The 18,482-nt window shown below is 73.9% G+C and carries 19 protein-coding genes; 8 read left to right on the plus strand and 11 right to left on the minus strand.

What is annotated here, in order from left to right; translation table 11 throughout:
- Positions 1-120 precede the first annotated feature (120 nt).
- The 5 genes from DVA66_RS05275 to DVA66_RS05295 all read left to right on the plus strand — a co-directional run bounded on the left by DVA66_RS05275 (position 121) and on the right by DVA66_RS05295 (position 4,145).
- On the plus strand, positions 121-1,353 hold the full coding sequence (locus DVA66_RS05275) for an MFS transporter (protein WP_198671502.1): 1,233 nt from the start codon (positions 121-123) through the stop codon (positions 1,351-1,353).
- A gap of 10 nt (positions 1,354-1,363) precedes the next feature.
- On the plus strand, positions 1,364-2,383 hold the full coding sequence (locus DVA66_RS05280; protein WP_114559117.1) for an aldo/keto reductase: 1,020 nt from the start codon (positions 1,364-1,366) through the stop codon (positions 2,381-2,383).
- A 90-nt stretch (positions 2,384-2,473) separates the two neighbouring features.
- Positions 2,474-3,031: a DUF2087 domain-containing protein gene (locus DVA66_RS05285; RefSeq protein ID WP_157973848.1), complete on the plus strand. Its 558-nt coding sequence runs from the start codon at positions 2,474-2,476 to the stop codon at positions 3,029-3,031.
- Positions 3,032-3,114: 83 nt separating this feature from the next.
- The gene (locus DVA66_RS05290; protein WP_114559119.1) at positions 3,115-3,354 is read left to right on the plus strand and encodes an acyl carrier protein; all 240 of its coding nucleotides are present in this window, start codon (positions 3,115-3,117) and stop codon (positions 3,352-3,354) included.
- Between the two features lie 239 nt (positions 3,355-3,593).
- On the plus strand, positions 3,594-4,145 hold the full coding sequence (locus tag DVA66_RS05295) for a DUF4245 domain-containing protein (protein ID WP_157973849.1): 552 nt from the start codon (positions 3,594-3,596) through the stop codon (positions 4,143-4,145).
- Positions 4,146-4,313: 168 nt separating this feature from the next.
- Here DVA66_RS05295 and DVA66_RS05300 read toward each other — a convergent pair whose 3' ends face one another.
- Genes DVA66_RS05300 through DVA66_RS05315 form a run of 4 tightly spaced genes read right to left on the minus strand, consistent with a single transcriptional unit; the run spans position 4,314 to position 8,294 of the window.
- A complete protein-coding gene (locus tag DVA66_RS05300; RefSeq protein WP_114559121.1) occupies positions 4,314-5,327 on the minus strand; it encodes a sugar phosphate isomerase/epimerase family protein in 1,014 nt (337 codons plus the stop codon).
- Between the two features lie 32 nt (positions 5,328-5,359).
- Positions 5,360-6,442, minus strand: a complete 1,083-nt coding sequence (locus DVA66_RS05305; RefSeq protein WP_232821776.1) for a Gfo/Idh/MocA family protein — start codon at positions 6,440-6,442, stop codon at positions 5,360-5,362.
- Positions 6,439-7,536, minus strand: coding sequence for a Gfo/Idh/MocA family protein (locus tag DVA66_RS05310; protein WP_114559122.1), 1,098 nt, complete (start codon positions 7,534-7,536; stop codon positions 6,439-6,441). Before DVA66_RS05310 ends, DVA66_RS05305 begins: the two co-directional genes overlap by 4 nt.
- A complete protein-coding gene (locus DVA66_RS05315; RefSeq protein ID WP_114559123.1) occupies positions 7,536-8,294 on the minus strand; it encodes a sugar phosphate isomerase/epimerase family protein in 759 nt (252 codons plus the stop codon). The genes DVA66_RS05310 and DVA66_RS05315 overlap by 1 nt, the downstream gene beginning before the upstream one ends.
- Positions 8,295-8,432: 138 nt before the next feature.
- On the opposite strand from DVA66_RS05315, the gene DVA66_RS05320 reads away from it, so the two are divergent.
- A complete protein-coding gene (locus DVA66_RS05320; RefSeq protein WP_232821777.1) occupies positions 8,433-9,578 on the plus strand; it encodes an ROK family protein in 1,146 nt (381 codons plus the stop codon).
- Here the strand turns inward: DVA66_RS05320 and DVA66_RS05325 are convergent.
- From DVA66_RS05325 to xseA, 5 genes are all read right to left on the minus strand, one after another.
- On the minus strand, positions 9,562-11,172 hold the full coding sequence (locus tag DVA66_RS05325) for an ABC-F family ATP-binding cassette domain-containing protein (RefSeq protein ID WP_232821778.1): 1,611 nt from the start codon (positions 11,170-11,172) through the stop codon (positions 9,562-9,564). The genes DVA66_RS05320 and DVA66_RS05325 overlap by 17 nt on opposite strands.
- A 226-nt stretch (positions 11,173-11,398) precedes the next feature.
- Positions 11,399-12,037, minus strand: a complete 639-nt coding sequence (locus DVA66_RS05330) for a three-helix bundle dimerization domain-containing protein (RefSeq protein ID WP_157973850.1) — start codon at positions 12,035-12,037, stop codon at positions 11,399-11,401.
- An 87-nt stretch (positions 12,038-12,124) separates the two neighbouring features.
- Complete coding sequence (locus DVA66_RS05335; RefSeq protein WP_114559127.1) at positions 12,125-12,994, minus strand: Rieske 2Fe-2S domain-containing protein; 870 nt, start codon at positions 12,992-12,994, stop codon at positions 12,125-12,127.
- Positions 12,995-13,117: 123 nt separating this feature from the next.
- On the minus strand, positions 13,118-13,384 hold the full coding sequence (locus DVA66_RS05340) for an exodeoxyribonuclease VII small subunit (protein ID WP_114127537.1): 267 nt from the start codon (positions 13,382-13,384) through the stop codon (positions 13,118-13,120).
- Positions 13,381-14,646, minus strand: coding sequence for an exodeoxyribonuclease VII large subunit (gene xseA, locus DVA66_RS05345; protein ID WP_114559128.1), 1,266 nt, complete (start codon positions 14,644-14,646; stop codon positions 13,381-13,383). The genes DVA66_RS05340 and xseA overlap by 4 nt, the downstream gene beginning before the upstream one ends.
- A gap of 68 nt (positions 14,647-14,714) precedes the next feature.
- On the opposite strand from xseA, the gene DVA66_RS05350 reads away from it, so the two are divergent.
- Complete coding sequence (locus tag DVA66_RS05350) at positions 14,715-15,752, plus strand: 4-hydroxy-3-methylbut-2-enyl diphosphate reductase (RefSeq protein ID WP_114559129.1); 1,038 nt, start codon at positions 14,715-14,717, stop codon at positions 15,750-15,752.
- 11 nt (positions 15,753-15,763) lie between these two features.
- Here DVA66_RS05350 and DVA66_RS05355 read toward each other — a convergent pair whose 3' ends face one another.
- Positions 15,764-16,513 (minus strand): SDR family oxidoreductase, encoded by a 750-nt coding sequence (locus tag DVA66_RS05355; RefSeq protein ID WP_114559130.1) that lies wholly within the window; start codon positions 16,511-16,513, stop codon positions 15,764-15,766.
- Between the two features lie 87 nt (positions 16,514-16,600).
- On the opposite strand from DVA66_RS05355, the gene DVA66_RS05360 reads away from it, so the two are divergent.
- The gene (locus DVA66_RS05360; RefSeq protein WP_232821779.1) at positions 16,601-17,194 is read left to right on the plus strand and encodes a TetR/AcrR family transcriptional regulator; all 594 of its coding nucleotides are present in this window, start codon (positions 16,601-16,603) and stop codon (positions 17,192-17,194) included.
- Here the strand turns inward: DVA66_RS05360 and rmuC are convergent.
- The coding region (gene rmuC / locus DVA66_RS05365; RefSeq protein ID WP_114559134.1) for a DNA recombination protein RmuC at positions 17,182-18,482 on the minus strand (1,301 nt) is incomplete at its 5' end. The two genes, DVA66_RS05360 and rmuC, sit on opposite strands and share 13 nt — an antisense overlap.

The raw sequence follows: 18,482 nt of genomic DNA on the forward strand, positions 1-18,482 counted from the left end.
CCAGCCGGGCGGCCGCCGCCATCCCGGCCAGCGACCCGCCCACCACGACCACCGGCAGCGCATCCACGGGGCCGAGGGTAGTGAGCCGGGTGGGGTGACCGGTTGGGGCAGGATGACCGCGTGCAGACGACGGCGGGAGTGCGGCGCTGGATCCGGGGACGCAGCGAGCTGCCGCGCAGCGTGCTGGTGCTGGGGATGATCTCGTTCAGCGTGGCCGTCGGGTTCGGGGTGATGGTCCCGGTGCTGCCGGTCTACGCCCAGTCGTTCGGGGTGGGCACCTTCGAGGCCTCCGCGGTGATCTCGGCGTTCGCGCTGGTGCGGCTGGTGACCGCGCCGGTGGTCGGCCCGCTGATCGACCGGCTGGGGGAGCGTCCGGTGCTGGTCACCGGGGTGCTGGTGGTGGCCGGGTCGACCGCGCTGGCCGCGCTGGCGACGTCCTACTGGCCGTTCCTGGTGCTGCGCGGCATCGGCGGCCTCGGCTCGGCGATGTTCACCGTCTCCTCGATGACGCTGCTGCTCAACACCGTCGAGCCGCGGCTGCGGGGACGGGCCGCCGGGTTCTTCCAGGGCGGGTTCCTGCTGGGCGGGATGGCCGGCCCGGCGATCGGCGGCGCGCTGTCCGGGATCTCGCTGACCGCCCCGTTCTGGTTCTACGCCGCCACCCTCGCCGTGGCCGGGCTGATCGGGCTGGCGGTGCTGCGCTCCTCCGAGCGCGGCCGCGACGCCGCCGGCGCTGAGGAGGTGCGGCCGATGTCGGCGGTGCTGGCCGACCCGCGCTACCAGGCGGCCCTGGTGGCCGGACTGGGCCAGGGCTGGACCTCCTTCGGGGTGCGCAGCGCGCTGGTGCCGCTGCTGGTGGTGGGTGCGCTGGGCGCCGAACCGGCCTGGACCGGGATCGCCTTCGCGGTCTCGGCGGTGGTGCAGACCATCGCGCTGGCCCCGGTCGGCCGGTTCGTCGACACGGTGGGACGCCGCCCGGCGATGGTCGCCGGTGGGCTGGTCTGCGCCGCCGCCACCACCGGCGTCTCGTTCTCCACCGACCTGGTGGTGCTGGTGGTCTCGCTCGCCGTGTACGGGCTGGGTGCGGCGCTGCTCGGCACCGCCCCGGCCGCCGCGGTGGGCGACGCCGCCGGTGGGCGCAGCGGCACCCCGGTGGCGGTCTTCTCGATGGTCGGCGACCTCGGCGCCATCGTCGGCCCGCTGCTGGCCGGCTGGATCGCCGACCAGGGCTCCTACCCGCTCGCCTTCGGCGTCGGCTCGGCGATCTTCGTGCTGGGCTCGCTGCTCGCGCTGCGGATGCCCCGCGGGGTGCCGGCCGCACCCGCCGCGGGCGGGGCGGCGACGGCTCCGTAGGCTCCCCGGCATGGAGGAGCGCACACTGGGCAGGACCGGCCGCCAGGTCTCGGTCATCGGCATGGGTTGCTGGCAGATCGGCGGCAGCTGGGGCGACGCCGTGGAGGAGGAGCAGGCGCTGCGGACGCTGCACACCGCGCTCGAGGCCGGGGTCACCTTCTTCGACACCGCCGACGTCTACGGCGACGGCCGCAGCGAGCGGCTGCTCGGCCGGCTGCTCGGTGATCTCCGAGGTGAGCGCTCCGCGCTCGGGGAGGTCGGCCGCGACCGGGTCACCGTGGCGACGAAGATGGGCCGCCGCGCGAACCCGCACGTGCCCGAGGCCTACACCCTGGACGCCTTCCGCGCCTGGAACGACCGGTCGCGGGAGAACCTCGGCGTCGACACCCTCGACCTGGTGCAGTTGCACTGCCCGCCGACCCCGGTCTACGAGCGTGAGGAGGTCTACGACGCGCTGGACACGCTCGTCCAGGAGGGCCGCACCCGCGCCTACGGGGTGTCGGTGGAGACGGTGGACGAGGCGCTGACCGCGCTGCGCCGGCCCGGGGTGGCGACCATCCAGATCATCCTCAACGTGTTCCGGCGCAAGCCGCTGGAGGAGGTGCTGCCGGCCGCCGCCGAGGCGGGCGTGGGCATCATCGCCCGGGTGCCGCTGGCCAGCGGGCTGCTCTCGGGCCAGTACGACCACGACACCCGCTTCGACGCCGAGGACCACCGCAGCTTCAACCGCAACGGCGAGCAGTTCGACCAGGGCGAGACCTTCTCCGGAGTGCCCTACGACGTCGGCGTGGACGCCGCCCGCGAGGTGGCCGCGCACACCCCGGACGGCCTGACGACGGCCCAGCTGGCGCTGCGCTGGGTGGTCGACCAGCCGGGCGTCAGCGTGGTCATCCCCGGCGCCCGGACGCCGGAGCACGCCCGTGCCAACGCCGCCGCCGGGGCCGCCGCCCCGCTGACCGACGAGCAGCAGCACGCCCTGCAGCGGGTCTACGACGACCGGATCCGCGAGCACGTGCACACCCGCTGGTGAGCCCGCGCCGGAGCGCCTGACCCGTGGACCGCGCCGCCGGCGCAGTTGACCCGTGGACCGCGCCTCCGGCGTGGAGCGAGGATGTCGGCCGTGACGTCCGCCGCCCCGCCCGCCGCCGGTCTCGGTGACGCGCTCGCCGTGCTGCTGGCCCTCGACCACCCCGACCGGCTCCAGCTGCTGATGGCGGCCGGAGGGCTGCTGCCGGGCTGTCCGGCCCCGTGCACCCTGGACGACGTCGCCCGGGCGACCGGCCGCAGCGTGCGGGAGGTCGCCGAGACCGCCACCCGGATGCACGAGTCGGGTCTGGTCCGGGTGGACGGGCGGGTGCTGCACGCCGACACCACGGTCTTCGCCCGGGCCGCGGCCGCGGTCGAGGAGGCGATGCCGGTCACCGCGCTGCTGCGCCGCCGGCCCGGGGTGGCGCGCTGGTTCCGTCGGGGCCGGCTGCTGCGGGTGCCGGAGCGGTACGAGCAGCAGGCCGAGGTCGCCGCGCTGCTCGTCGAGCTGCTGCCGACGGAGGTCGAGATGTCCGAGGACGAGGTCGGCGCCGTCCTGGGCACGGTCGGCGACCCCGCCGAGCTGCGGCGGCTGCTGGTCGACCACCGGTTGGTCGAGCGGCAGGCCTCCCGCGGCTACCGCCGCACCTGACCCTGCGTGCCGGGGCGTCGAGGGGGTAGGGAGCGGTCCCGTCGCACCCGTCCCGGGAGCGGCACCCCATCCAGGAGGACACCATGGCCACCGGAGAGACCGGCTTCGACGACGTCACCTTCGACCTCATCTCGGTGCAGTACCACGCCCTGAAGGCGGGGCACGACTACGGCCAGTACGTCCGCGACGCGGAGAACGCCGGCCAGGACGAGATCGCCGCCTTCTTCCGCCAGGTGATGGAGGAGGACTCCGCACGCGCCCGGAAGTGCCACGAGTTCCTCGCCGCCCTCGGCGGGATCGACAACACGGCACCGCAGAGCTGATCCCGCCGGCGCCGACACGCCTTGCGGGAGGTGCTTGACGGACCGGTCGGCGCCCCGCCTATAGTGGGAACTGTTCGAACACGGATTCGATTCGGCGCTTGGGGAAGAGCAGGGTCGGTCCCGAACCGACAGGTCGCGCGGCGCGGGTGGACCTCGACCCCCACCCGCGCCCGCTCCCACCTGTGACCCGCAGCACGGAGATTTCGGGTTGCCCACCGCGCTGGGGGAGGATGGCGGGCGTGGCACGCGATCGCAACCGGACCCGGGCGGGGGACATGTTCCGCTCGCTGGCGGTGATCCTGATCCCGATCCTCGTCATCGGCGCCCTGCTCACCCGCACCCTGGACGACTACCCGGTGCAGCCCGTCGAGGTGGCGCCCCACCTGGAGCGGGCCCGGGCCGAGGCGCCCTTCCCGGTGCTGGCACCCGTCCAGCTGCCGGAGGGCTGGGTGCCGACCCGGGCCACCTGGGTGGCGCAGGGGGAGCGGGCCCTCAACGACGAGCCGTCGCCGCGCAACCAGTGGACGCTGGGCTACCTCGACCCGTCCGAGACCTACCTCGCGGTGGAGCAGGGCGACGGCCCGGTCGAGACCTACCTCGTCGAGGCGACCCGGGAGGGACGTCCGGAGGCCACCAGCCAGGTCGGCGGGCAGACCTGGCAGCAGTACCTGTCGGCCGACGGCCGGACCCGCTCGCTGGTGCTCACCGAGCCCGCCGTCACCACCGTGGTCTCCGGGGACGTCCCGTACGAGGAGCTGGTGGCGTTCGCGGGGACGCTGAGCGCGGGCTGAGTGCCGCTTCCGGTGCGGACGATCGCCCGCTTCGACAGGCTCAGGACAGCGCTTCGACAAGCTGAGGGCGTCGTGGTGGGGTCGGTGCACATCCGACCAGGAGCGCGCTGAGCCTGTCGAAACGCGATCTCTCGGCGCCCGACAGGCTCAGCCCGTGGTGCGGTCAGCTCACTGGTTGCTGAAGGCCGCGTCGAAGGACTGCTCGGGCAGCTTCCACAGCAGCTTGCGGATGGCGCCGACCGCCTCGGCCGCACCGTGCTCGCGGTCCATGCCGGCGTCCTCCCACTCGATCGAGATCGGGCCGCTGTAGCCGATCGACTTCAGCGCGCGGAAGGCGTCCTCCCACGGCACGTCGCCGTGGGTGGTGGAGACGAAGTCCCAGCCGCGCCGCGGGTCGCCCCACGGCAGGTGCGAACCGAGGACGCCGGCCCGGCCGTTCTGCGGTCGGAGCCGGGTGTCCTTGCAGTCGACGTGGTAGATCCGGTCGGCGAACTCCACGATGAAGCTCACCGGGTCGATGTTCTGCCACATCATGTGCGAGGGGTCCCAGTTGAAGCCGAAGGCCTCACGGTGGTCGATCGCCTCCAGGCTGCGCACCGAGCTCCAGTAGTCGTAGGCGATCTCCGACGGGTGCACCTCGTGGGCGAAGCGGACGCCCTCGGAGTCGAAGACGTCGAGGATCGGGTTCCAGCGGTCGGCGAAGTCCTGGTAGCCCTCGTCGATGACCGAGGCGGGCACCGGCGGGAACATCGCCACGTAGGGCCAGATCTTGGAGCCGGTGAAGCCGACCACGACGTCCACGCCGAGCTTGCGGGCCACCCGGGCGGACCGCTTCATGTCCTCCGCGGCCCGCTGGCGCACGCCCTCGGCGTCGCCGTCGCCCCACACGTAGTCGCGCAGGATGGCCTGGTGGCGGAAGTCGATCGGGTCGTCGCAGACCGCCTGGCCGCCGAGGTGGTGGCTGATCGCGAAGCACTTCAGCCCGTGCTTGTCGAGGATGTCGAGCCGGCTCTGCACGTAGGCGTCGTCCTCGTCGGCGCGCTTGAGGTCGAGGTGGTCGCCCGAGGCGGCGATCTCGAGGCCGTCGTAGCCCCAGGACGCCGCCTTGGCGGCCAGCTCCTCGAACGGCATGTCGGCCCACTGGCCGGTGAACAGGGTGACGGGATGGGTGGACTCGGTCATGGTTCCTCCTGGCGTCGGTGCGGGTGGCGTGGTCACAGCCGGACCCAGGTGCCCTGCTCGCACGAGTCGAGCACGGCCTGGGTGATGCGTCCGGCCCGCAGGCCGTCGGCGAAGCGGGGCAGGCCGTCTGGCGCCTCGCCGCGGGTGGCGGCGTAGGTGTCGGCGGCGAAGGCGTCGAAGGCGTCCTGGTAGCCCATCGGGTGCCCGGCCGGCACCCGGCAGAGCCGGGCGGCGTCCGGGGCGAGCTGGTCGGCGTCGCGGGGCAGCAGCTGGCTGCCCGCGCGGCGTCCGAGCCAGATGGTCTCCGGCTGCTCGGTGTCCAGCCCGAGGGTCTGCTCGGCGCCGGCGATCTCCAGGTGCAGCCGGTTCTTGCGTCCTGGCGCCACCTGGGAGACCAGCAGCGAGCCGATCGCCCCGCCCTCGGTCTGCAGGGTGAGCGCGACCGCGTCCTCGGTGCTGACCGGCCGGTCGCCGCGGGTGCCGAAGACGGTGCTCTTGGACGCCGCCAGCGCGACCACCCGGTCGGCGGTGATGAACTCGAGCAGGTCGACCAGGTGCGAGCCGATGTCGCCGAAGGCGCGCGAGCGGCCGCCGTCGGTGACGTCGACCCGCCAGTTGTCGTCGTCGGCGGTGAGCAGCCAGTCCTGCAGGTAGCTGCCGAGGACGGTGCTGATCCGGCCCATCTCGCCGGCGGCGAACCGGGCCCGCGCCTCCCGCACCAGCGGGTAGAAGCGGTACACGAACGGGACGGTCGCCACCACGCCGGCCTGCTCGGCCAGCCCCACCAGCCGTTCGGCGTCGGCGACGCTGGTGGCCAGCGGCTTCTCGCAGACCACGTGCTTGCCCGCCGCCAGCACCGCCTCGGCCTGGGCGGCGTGCAGCGCGTTCGGGGTGCAGACGTGCACCACGTCGACGTCCGGGTGGGCCACCAGCTCCTCCACCGAGGACGCGGCCGAGGCGAAGCCGAGCTGCTCGGCCGCGGCCCGCGACCGCTCGGGGGAGGAGGAGGCGACCGCCACCAGGGTGGCGCCGGCGGCGCGGGCGGCCCGGGAGTGCACCGAGGCCATGAACCCGCCGCCGACGACGCCGACTCCGACCGGGGAGGCGCCGGTCACAGGGTGGCCTCCGTGGGGTCCCAGTCCTCGGCCAGGGGCTCGACCACCTCGAAGGTGCTGGCCACCTCGACCGCCTCGCCCTTCTTGCCGGCCTCGATCGTCGTCTGCATGACGTCGAGGACGTGGTAGGCGAGCTTGCCGGAGGCGCGCTCCGGGCGTCCGGCACGGATCGCGCGGGCCAGCTCGACCACGCCGGTGCCACGACCGGCGCTGGCTCCCACCGGCGCGATCGCCTCGGGCTCGCTGCCCGCGACGTGCAGCACGGTGTCACCGTCGAAGTTGTTCGGGTCGGGCACCTCGACCGTCCCGTCCAGCCCGGCGACCTCGAACTGCATCCGCTTGAGGTGGGAGTCGAAGCTGAAGGTCGAGGTGGCGGTCTGCCCGCTCTCGAACTCGAACAGCGCCGCGACGTGGGTGGGCACCTCGACCGGGAAGGTCTCCCCGGCCCGCGGACCCGACCCGATGACCCGCTGGGTGCGGGGCTGGCCCAGCGTGGACTGCACCCGCCGCACCGGGCCGAAGAACTGCGTCAGCGCGGTGATGTAGTACGGGCCGAGGTCGTACAGCGGCCCGGCGCCCACGGCGAACAGGAAGTCCGGGCTGGGGTGCCACAGGTCGGGCCCGGGGTTGAGCAGCATGGTGTGGGCGGTCTGCGGGGCCCCGATCCGGCCCGAGGCGACCAGCCGCAGCGCGGACTGCAGCCCGGCGCCGAGGAAGGTGTCGGGGGCCGTGGACACCCGGCGTCCGACCCGCTCGGCGGTCTCCAGCAGTGCCTTGGCGCTGTCGGTGTCGAGGGTGATCGGCTTCTCGTTCCAGACGTGCTTGCCCGCCTCGAGCGCCTGGGTGGCGACCTCGGCGTGCGCGGCCGGGATGGTGAGGTTGATGACGATGTCGATGCCGTCGTCGGCCAGCAGCTCCTCGACCGTCCCGGCACCCGGGACGCCGTGGGTCGCGGCCTGGCTGCGGGCCCGCTCGACGTCGATGTCGGCGACGAAGCGCACGTCGACGTCGGGGAAGGTGGCCAGGTTGGTGAGGTACTGGGTGGAGATGTTGCCGGCGCCGATGACGCCGATCCCCATCGGTCCGGAGGTCATCAGGCCTGGCCCCCGTTCTTCTGCGCCAGGGAGGTGAGGAAGGTGTAGGAGTCGGCGACGGCGGTGAAGCGGTCACCACGGGAGTCGTCGAGCTCGATCACGTGCAGGCAGTCCGGGGTGGCGGCGACGATCTCCTCGACCGGCTGGGTGCCCTGGCCGAGGGCGACCTGGTCCTTGTTCTCGGTGGTGCCGGGGCCGTCCTTGATGTGCACGGCCACCACGCGCGAGCCGAGGTTGGCCAGGATCTGCAGCGGGTCCTCACCGCCCACGGCGACCCAGTAGGCGTCGACCTCGAGCACGACCTCCTCGGCCAGCAGACCGGCGAAGTACTCCAGGGCGGTGCGGCCCTCGATCTTCGGGGTGATCTCGTGGGCGTGGTTGTGGTAGCCGACGACGATGCCGTGCTTGGCCGCGATGGTGGCGGCGTGGTTGAGGGCCTCAGCGGTGGCCGCGACGCTCTCGGCGTCCTGCCAGCGGTCGGCGGGCACGTGCGGGTCGATGACGGTGCCGATGCCCAGCTCGGTGGCGGCGGCGAACACCTGCTCCAGCTCGGCGTCGGACTTGCCGATGAAGCCCTGGTGGGTGGTCGGGGCGAGCAGCCCGGACGCCTCCAGTGCGGGCTTCAGCGCGTCGCCGAAGGAGAGGAAGCTGTAGGGCTCCACGCGGGTGAAGCCGAGGTCGGCGAGACGCTGGAGGGTGCCGGCGAGGTCCTCCTGGGCGAGCTCGCGCACGGTGTAGAGCTGGACGGAGAGGTTCACGGTGCTCCTGTGCTGGGTGCGGTAGCTGGGTGGTGCCGCCGTCGGCGGGCCTCCCTGGCTCGCCCCGGCGCGCACCCGCCACTCTGCTCATGCTTCTGACGCCTGTCAAGCAAAAGTCCCGTGTGCTTTACTCAAAAGGTGGATGTCCTCGAGCTGCTCCGCGACGGCCGGGCCCGCACCCGGGCCGAGCTGGTGGCCGAGTCGGGGCTGAGCCGGTCCACCGTGGGCGCCCGGGTGGACGCGCTGCTCGGCCACGGGCTCGTGGTGGTGGCGGGGGAGGCCAGCTCCTCCGGCGGACGTCCGCCGGCCCGGGTGGTGTTCAACCCGACCGCGCGGCTGGTGGTCGCGGTGGACGTCGGCGCCACCCACGTCACGGTGGCCCTCACCGACCTCTCCGGGCTGGTGGTCGACGTCGTCACCCTCGACCTCGCCGTCGCCGAGGGCCCCGACGTGGTGCTCGGCGCGATCCTGCGCGAGGCCCGCCGGATGGTCGCCGCGGCCGGTCGGCGTCCGGCGGAGGTGGTGGGCGTCGGGGTCGGCGTGCCGGGGCCGGTGGAGCACGCCACCGGGCGTCCGGTGAGTCCGCCGATCATGCCCGGCTGGGACGGTTTCGACGTGCCGGCCGCGGTGCAGCGGGTGTTCGACGTGCCGGTGCTGGTCGACAACGACGTCAACCTGCTGGCGCTGGCCGAGCAGCACGCGGCCTGGCCCGAGGTGACCGACCTGGTCTTCGTCAAGGTCTCCACCGGCATCGGGGCGGGGATCCTCGCCGGCGGGCACCTGCAGCGCGGCGCGTCCGGCTCGGCCGGCGACCTCGGTCACCTGCGGGTGCCGTGGGTGCCCGACAGCCCGCGTCCGCCCGACGACCCCCGCGACCTCGAGGCCGTCGCCTCCGGCCCGGCGATCGCCGAGCGGCTGCGCGGGCTCGGTCTGGAGGCTCGCACCAGCGCCGACGTGGTGGCGCTGGTCCGCGGTGGCGACCAGCGGGTGCACGCCGCGGTGCGCCAGGCCGGACGCGACCTGGGGGCGGTGCTGTCGGCTGTGGTGAACCTGCTCAACCCCTCGGTGATCGTGGTTGGCGGCAGCATCTCCCGGGCCAGCGAGCACCTCATCGCCGGCGTGCGGGAGGTGGTCTACGGCCAGTCGATCCCGTTGGCCACCCACGACCTGCGGATCGTCCGCTCCCGCACCGACCACACCGCCGGAGTGCTGGGGGCGGCGCTGCTGGTCACCCGGCAGGTCTTCGCCGAGGACCCGCTGCCGCACCTCATCCGGTCGGGCTGAGCTCGACGACCCGGTCCAGACCGAGCTCGTCGAGGAAGGTCTGGTCGTGGCTGACCACCAGCAGCGCGCCGCGGTAGCCCGACAGGGCCTGCACCAGCTGCTCGATGCTGGGCAGGTCGAGGTCGTTGGTCGGCTCGTCCAGCACCAGCAGCTGCGGGGCCGGCTCGGCCAGCAGCAGGCAGGCCAGGGTGGCCCGCATCCGCTCCCCGCCCGACAGCGTGGACGCCGGCTGGTCGGCGTCCCGGCCGCGGAAGAGGAAGCGGGCCAGCCGGGAGCGGATCTCGGTCGGGTCGGCGTCGGGGGCGTGCCGGGCCACGTTCTGGGCCACGGTGAGGCCGGGGTCGAGCAGGGTGCGCGACTGCGGCATCATCCGCAGCGGTACGTGCACCTCCACCTCGCCGGCGGCCGGCGGCTGCTCACCGGTGACCGCCCGCAGCAGCGAGGTCTTGCCGATCCCGTTCCGCCCGACCAGCCCGACCCGCTCGGGCCCGCGCAGGTCGAGGTCGACCTCGACGTCGCCGTGGGCGGGCCGGACGCCGGTGAGGGTGAGCACCCGCCGGCGCGGCGGGACGACGGTGGCCGGCAGGTCGACGACGATCCGCTGCTCCAGCCGCAGCCGCTCCTCGGCCTGCGCCAGGTCGTCCTCGGCGGCGGCCAGCCGCTCCTCGTGCACCCGGGTGTAGCGGGCCGCGCTCTCCTGCGCCGCGCGCTTGCGGCCACCGGCGACGATCCCGGGCACCCGCTTCTCCCGCTCGGCCTTCCGCCCCACGGCGCGGCGGGTGGCGAGCACCTGCTGGCTGTCGGCGACGTCGCGGCGTTCGGCGCGCAGCCGGGACTCCGCGGCGGTCACGGCCTGGCGGGCCGCCTGCTGCTCGGCGGCCAGGGCCTCGGTGTAGGCCGTCCACCCGCCGCCGTACCAGCGCAAGGTGGAGCTGCCCGTGCCGCGGGAGGAGGCGGCGCCGGTGCGGTGCAGCTCGGCGATGTCGTCCACCGTCTCCAGCAGCTCGCGGTCGTGGCTGACCACCAGCAGCGTGCCCCGGTAGCCCTGCAGGGCGGCGCCGAGGCGGGCGCGGGCCGTCCGGTCCAGGTTGTTGGTCGGCTCGTCCAGCAGCAGCACCGGTGGGTCGTCCAGCAGCAGTGCGCCCAGGGTGAGCAGCTCCAGCTCACCGCCGGAGAGCGAGCCGACCCGGCGGTCGAGGTCGAGGTGGTCCAGCCCGAGCCGGCCGAGCTGGGCCGCCGCACGGTCGGCGACGTCCCAGTCCGAGCCGACGGTGTCGAAGTCGGCCACGGCGACCGAGCCGGCCTCGATCCGGGCGAGCGCGGCGAGGACGTCGGTGATGCCGAGGACGTCGGCGACGGTGTCGGACGGGTCGGCGGCCGGGTCCTGCGGCAGCAGCCGGGCGCCGGGGGCGCTGACCGAGCCCGAGGTGGGTCTCAGCCGGCCGGCGAGCAGGTGCAGCAGCGTCGACTTGCCGACGCCGTTGCGGCCGACCAGGCCGTGCCGGCCGGGTCCGGCGGTGAGGTCGAGTCCCTCGACGACGGAGGTGCCGTCGGGCCAGCAGAAGGTCAGGGCGGAGGTGGTGACGGCGGGCACAGGAGCTCCAGGGGTTCGTCGGGTCGGGACGTCTGGAGACGCTGCGCAGGGACGGTGGCGCCGGGAGCCGGCGGACCGAGGGGCCCATGGTGAGGTCGAGGGACGCGACATCCGTCGCGCGCGCGTCTCGGCCTCACAGGTCCACGGGTGGGGGCACTCCTCGGGAGGGGATGGAACGCGCACCAGTCTATGCGCGCCTTTCAAGGACCTCCACCCGATATCGCGGTCAGGGGGTCGTCGTCCACGGTGCCGACGGGCTGATCGCCTCCACCAGCTCCTCGACCCGGGCGCGGATGTCGTCGCGGGTGGCGCGGGTGGTCTCGGGCCCCTGGCCGATCACCGGGGCGATGTCCCACTCGACGAGGTGCGCGCCCTGCTCGGGCAGCTGCTCGGGCGGGACGCCGATGGCGACGATCGTCTCGGCCGCCCGGGTGGCCGACCCGGTCACCGGCTTGGGGTAGGACTCGGCGAGGTCGATGCCGACCTCGCGCATGGCCTCGACCACGTCGGGCAGCACCTGGCCCATCGGGTTGATGCCGGCCGACCAGGCGCGGACCCGTCCGGCGCCGAGCTGGTTGGCGAAGGCGGCGGCCATCTGGGAGCGTCCGGCGTTGCCGTTGCAGACGAACAGGACGTCGTGCAGGCCGTGCGGGTCGAGCCCGCGCTCCTCGGCGAGGTGGACCAGCTCGTCGCGGGCGAAGCGGCGGACGAAGACCGGCAGGAAGTCGGGGATGGTGGCGTTGGGCTCGAGGTGCGCACGGCTGCGGCGGACCGCGGCCTCGACCTCCTCGCGGGTGAACTGGCCCTCGTAGCGGGTGGCCAGGTCGGCCACGATCTGCTCGTGGTCGCGGTCGTCGAGCTGCATGGCTGCTCCTGGGGACGGCACGGCGGTGGGGCATCGGGACATCCAGTGAAACCCAGCCCGCGCTCGACGCGCCAGACCGCGCGCCGCCTAGCCGGTGGCGAGGTGGCGCACGAGCACCCGGCCGTCCTCCTCGCGGGTCTCGAAGACCGGCTGGGGGCGGGTGGCGGGACCGGTGACCACCGAGCCGTCGGCGAGGGAGAACCGGCTGTCGTGCCAGGGGCAGCGCACGCAGCCGTCCTCCAGCGTGCCCTCGTGCAGCGGTCCGCCGCGGTGGGTGCAGCGGTCGGCCAGGGCGTGCAGCGTGTCGTCGGCGTCGCGGGTGAGCACGAGCTCGACCCCGGCGGCGCTGGCCCCGGTCAGCCGGCCGTGCTCGACCTCGGTCGAGGCGGCGACGTCGACCCAGCCGGGCACCTCGGGGTCGAAGGCGGTGACGTCGACGCCGACCCCGCGGGCGTAGGAGAGGTGGCCGCCGAGCGAGCCGGAGGCGCCGAGCAGCGCGAAGCCGGGGATGGTGAGCAGCTGACCGGTGCGGTGGTGGCCCCGGCGACGGGCCACCCAGCTGGCGGCGTACAGCCCGATCGCGGACGCGTTGAGCAGGGCGTGCACCCAGCCGACGCGGCGCTGCCCGCCGACCGTGGACGTCCAGTCGTGGGTGCCGGTCGCGGCGGCCAGGGGTGCGGTGAGCAGCCCCACCCCGATCGCGGTCCGCGCCCCGGACCGGTTGCCGACCAGGTCGAGCACCATGGCCGCGGCCCAGGAGCCGATCGGGACGGTGACCAGCAGCGGGTGCAGCGGGTGGCTGAGCGGGGTGCCGGCCAGCAGGCTGCGCACCCGGGGACCGCCGTAGAGACGGCCGGCGCGCTCGGCGACCGGGTCGGCGGTGGCATCCAGGCTCTCGGCGGTCTCGATCCGTCGCACGAGCCGCTCGAACAGGGCACCGAACCGGTTGATCAGCATCGCTGACCTCCGCTCGCGCGGGACGGTACGGGCGAGATCGACGTGGGCACGGAAGTTCCTCCTGCGACGACGGGCCTGATGATCATCGCGTACCCCGTGCGGGCGCGGGCAATCGGGGCACCCTCATCCTGCGCTCTCCGTGCCCTGCTGCCGGGCCGACTCGACCAGCGCGCGGGCACCGTCGAGGCGGGCCTGGCAGACCTGGGCGAGCTTCTCGCCGCGCTGCCAGAGCACCAGGGACTCGGCCAGCCCGGCGCCTCCGGACTCCAGCTCGCGCACCACCTGGCCGAGCTGCTCGCGGGCGTCCTCGTAGCTGAGCGCGTCGAGTCGGGCCAGCTCCTCCTCGCCCAGCTGCGGGGCGACCGGTGCGGCCGGGGTGGGGTCGGTCATGGCTGCTCCTCGGGGTCGGGGTCGGTGGGGGTGGCGGGCTCGCCCGCCGCGGGGTGGACGGATCGGACGACCAGCTCGGCGGTGCCGTCGCGCAGCCACGCCGTCACCGGCTGCTGCGCGCTGAGCCGCGAGGTGGTGCTGACGGTGTGGCCGTCGTCGTCGGCCAGCACGGTGTAGCCGCGTTCCAGCGTCGCGACGGGGGAGAGGCTGCGGGCCCGCGCCACCAGGTGCTGCACGATGGTGGCCTCGTGCCGCAGGTGCTGCTCGACGGCCCGGCCGAGCCGGTGGCGCCACCCGTCCAGCTGCTCGGAGTGCACCGTGAACGCGGCCAGCGGATCGGTGAGCACCCGGCGTCCGCGCAGCTCGGCCAGCCGGTGCTGCTCGGCGTCGAGGCGGTGCAGCAGCGCCCGGTCGAGACGGCTGCGCGCCAAGGCGACCAGCTCGGTCTCGGCGGCGACATCGGGCACCACCGCGCGGGCGGCGTCGGTCGGGGTGGAGGCGCGGTGGTCGGCCACCAGGTCGAGGATGGGTGAGTCGCTCTCGTGCCCGATCGCGCTGACCACCGGGGTGCGGCAGGCGGCGACGGTGCGCAGCACGCCCTCGTCGGAGAAGGGCAGCAGGTCCTCGATCGAGCCGCCGCCGCGGGCGACCACGATGACGTCGACCTCCTCGTCGCGGTCCAGCGTGCTGACGGCGTCCATCACCTGCGCGGCCGCGTTCACCCCCTGCACCTGGGCGTGGCAGGTGCGGAACACCACCGCCGGCCAGCGGCGCCGGGCGTTCTCGACCACGTCGCGCTCCGCCGCGCTCTGGGCGGCGGTGACCAGCCCCACCACCCGCGGCAGGAACGGCAGCGGTTTCTTGCGCCGGGGGTCGAACAGCCCCTCGGCCTGCAGCATCCGCTTGCGCTGCTCGAGCTGGGCCAGCAGCCGGCCCTCGCCGACCGGGCGGATGTCGTCGCAGTGGTAGGACAGCCGGCCGGCGGGGTTGTAGTAGCTGGGACGCAGGTGGGCGACCACCGTGGCGCCCTCGGTCAGCGGGCCGGCGGCGTCGAGCACCTGCGGGCCGGTGGTGACGCTGACCGAGACCTCGGCCAGCTTGTCGCGCAGGGTGAGGAAGACCGTCGCGGACCGTGCGCGCCGGTTGATCTCGATCAGCTGGCCCTCGACCCAGACCCAGCCGAGCCGCTCGATCCACTGCTTGACCTGCTGGGTGACCACGCGCAGCGGTTGTGGCTGCTCCGGTGACGACTCCAGACCCATGCCGGTGACCCTAACCGGGGCCGCCGACGGTTCCGGCCCGGCGCGGGGCGACACGTAGACTCGCGGCCATGAGCGCCCCCGAGCAGGACCGAGCCCCGAGCGCCCCCGAGCCGACGGCACAGCCCGTCGGGAAGCGGGTGGTGGTGGCCGCGCCCCGGGGGTACTGCGCCGGCGTCGACCGCGCGGTGGTCACCGTCGAGCGGGCCCTGGAGCAGTACGGCGCCCCCGTCTACGTCCGCAAGCAGATCGTGCACAACCGCCACGTGGTGGAGAACCTCGAGGCCAAGGGCGCGGTCTTCGTCGACGAGCTGGACGCCGTCCCCGAGCAGGCGATGGTGGTGTTCTCCGCCCACGGCGTCTCCCCGGCCGTGCACGCCGAGGCCGCCGAGCGGAACCTGCGCACCATCGACGCCACCTGCCCGCTGGTGACGAAGGTGCACAACGAGGCCAAGCGCTTCGCCCGGCAGGACAAGGAGATCCTGCTGATCGGCCACGCCGGCCACGAGGAGGTCGAGGGCACCTCCGGGGAGGCACCCGACCACATCACCCTGGTGCAGTCGCCGGAGGAGGTCGACGCGCTGGAGGTCAAGGACCCGACGAAGCTGGCCTGGCTGAGCCAGACCACGCTCAGCGTCGACGAGACGATGGAGACGGTGCACCGGCTGCGCGAGCGGTTCCCGCTGCTGATGGACCCGCCCAGCGACGACATCTGCTACGCCACCTCCAACCGGCAGGCCGCGATCAAGCAGATCGCCGCGCGCTCCGACCTGGTGATCGTGGTCGGCTCGGCGAACTCCTCCAACTCCGTGCGGCTGGTGGAGGTGGCGCTGGAGGCCGGTGCGAAGACGGCCTACCGGGTCGACAACGCCGGTGAGATCGACGAGCGGTGGCTGGAGGGGGTCGAGCAGGTCGGCGTCACCAGCGGTGCCTCGGTGCCCGACGACCTGGTCGAGGGCGTGCTGGCCTACCTGGAGCAGCACGGCTACCCCAAGGCGGTCGAGGAGCGGCTCACCGAGGAGAACCTGGTGTTCTCCCTGCCCAAGGAGCTGCGGCACTCCGCCCGCCAGGAGGCCGTCGCGGTGGGAGACCTGCAGCCCGGCTCCTGACGTCTGGTCCCTCAGCCCTGCACGGTCGGGCGGATGACGAGGGAACCGATCTCGACGTCGCGGGGCTGCTCGAGGGCGAAGGCCACGGCCCGGGCCACCGCGGCAGGGGCGAGGCCGAACTCCTCCATCCCGGTCCGCACCTGCTCACGGAAGCCCGTGGCCATCCCGTCGGCCAGCTCGGTCCGCACGAACCCGGGTGAGATCTCGGTGGTGCGGACGACGCCATCGGTGGACTCCGCCCGCAGCGCCTCCATGACGGTGCGGGCGGCGTTCTTGGTGGCGGCGTAGACGCCCATCGTCGGCGAGATCGCCAGCCCGGCCGTCGAGACCGTGGTGACGACGTGTCCGTGGCCCTGCCGGCCGAAGACCGGCAGCACGGCGGCCAGCGCGTTGAGCAGGCCGCGCAGGTTGACGTCGATCATGGCCGACCAGCCCTCGGTGTCGGGCTCGTCGAGCCGGCCCAGCCGTGCCACGCCGGCGTTGCTGACGAGGGCGTCCACCGCACCCAGCTCGGTGACGGCGGTCCGGACCAGGCGCTGCAGGTCCTCGGCCACGGTGACGTCGGTGGGTACCGCGATCGCCGGACGACCCCGGTCGCGGAGGGAGGCGACCAGGGCCTCCAGCCGCTCGACCCGACGGGCGGCGAGGACCACCGAGGCCCCCCGCTCAGCGAGCAGGGTCGCACTCGCCCGCCCGATCCCGCTGCTTGCTCCCGTGATGACGACGACCCGTCCGTCCAACGGCCGCTCCGAGTCTGGCATCTGCTGCTCCAGGTTTAAGGTGACATGTGTCCGGTTGTGAGCAACCGTAACCGGACACGTGTCCGATCGGCAACCTCGAGGAGGGCTGTGCCTGACCGCGCACTGCGTGCCGACGCAGCCGACAACCGGGAGCGCATCTTGCAGAGCGCCCGCCGCCTGCTGGTGGAGGATGCCGGGGTGGGGCTCAACGTCATCGCGAGGACCGCGGGCGTGGGCCAGGGCACCCTGTACCGCCACTTCCCGAATCGGACGGCGCTCGTGATGGAGGTCTACCGCGCCGACGTCGAACACCTCGGCGCAGTCGCCCGCGAGCTGCTGCGAGCTGCCGACACCGACGCGCCGTCGGCCCTGCGCCGGTGGTTCGACGAGGTGGCTGACTACGCCCGGGTCAAGCACGGCGTGCTCGCCGCGCTCAGCGTGGAGACGGGTCAGCAGCTGACCGGTCAGCACAGCGGGGTGCTGAGCGAGGCGGTCGACCTGCTGCTCGAGGCGGGCCGGCAGCAGGGGGTCTTCCGCGGGGACGTGGGCTCCCCGGAGGTGCTGCTCCTGCTGGGCTTCCTGTCCCGGGTGGAGGAGGCGGGGGTCGGCGACCGGGTCGAACGCACCCTCGACCTGATCGTCGACGGGCTCCTCGCGCGGGAGGACCGGGCGGGAGGTCGTCCCTCCGGTCAGCCTGAGTAGCGCTGCTGCTCGTCGGCTCGTGTCGAGTCGTCGGGCGCCACCAGCTCGTCCAGCGTCGGCTCGCGGTCGAACAGCGCCTCCTCCTGCGCCGGCGGCAGGCTGCGCCGGCGGGTGCGTCCGATCAGCGGCTCGACCCGGGCGGCGTCCTCGACGAGCTCGGCGTCGACGATCGAGCGCACCGGCTCCTCGACCGGCGTGACCGCGTCCAGGTCGGCGTCGGTGACGTTGAGGTCGCGGAACCGCCGGGCGCTCACCATCACTCGGGTCTCCAGTGTGCCGACGCTCTGGTTGTAGGCGTTGACAGCCGTGCGCAGCGCGCGCCCCACCCGGTCGAAGTGGCTGCCCAGCGTCCCGAGGCGGTTGTGCAGCTCGCGGCCCAGCCGCAGCACGTCGGCCGCGCTCTCGGCCAGCTTCGCCTGCTTCCAGCCGTAGGCCACCGCCCGCAGCATCGCGATCAGCGTGGTCGGGGTGGCCAGCACCACGTCCCTGGCGGCGGCGTAGTCGTGCAGGTCGGGCAGCACCTGGAACGCCTCGGCCGCGAGCGCCTCGCTCGGCATGAACAGCACCACGAACTCCGGCGTCCCCTCCTCGGCGGCCCAGTAGCGCTTCTGCGCCAGCTGGTCGACGTGGGTGCGCACGTTCTGGGCGAACCGGGCCATCGCGGCCTCTCGCTCGCGGGCGTCGTCGGTCTCGTGCGCGTCGAGGAAGGCGGTCAGCGGCACCTTGGAGTCGACGAAGACGCACTTGCCGTCGGACAGGTCGACCCGCATGTCCGGGCGGACCGTCTTGTCGTCGCTGGTGGTGGTGTGCTGGGCGGTGAAGTCGCAGTGCTCGACCATGCCCGCCACCTCGGCCACCCGCTTGAGCTGCATCTCACCCCACGCGCCCCGCACCTGCGGCTTGCGCAGCGCGGTGGCCAGCGCGGACGTCTCGCGCCGCAGGCTCTCCCCGGTGAGCTGTACCGCCTGCACCTGGTTGCGCAGGTCGGTGGCCAGCCGCACCCGCTCCTTCTCCACCTCCGACAGCCGCTCGTTGACCGCCTTCAGGCTCTCGCGCACCGGCGCCAGCAGCGCCTCGGTGGCCCGCAGCCGCTGCTCGGCCTGGGCGTCGGCCTGCTGACCCTGCTTCTCCAGCGTCTCGGCCGAGAGCACCTTGAACTGGTTGGCCAGCGCCTCCCGGTCGGCGGCGAGCTCGCGGGCGCGCTGCAGGGCGGCGTCCCGCTCGGCCCGGGCCGCCGACAGCAGCGCCGTCGCCTCGCTCGCCTCGGCCAGCGCGGCCTGCACCTCCG

It is taken from the genome of Desertihabitans aurantiacus, from assembly GCF_003344635.1.
GTDB classification, from domain to species: Bacteria; Actinomycetota; Actinomycetes; order Propionibacteriales; family Propionibacteriaceae; genus Desertihabitans; species Desertihabitans aurantiacus.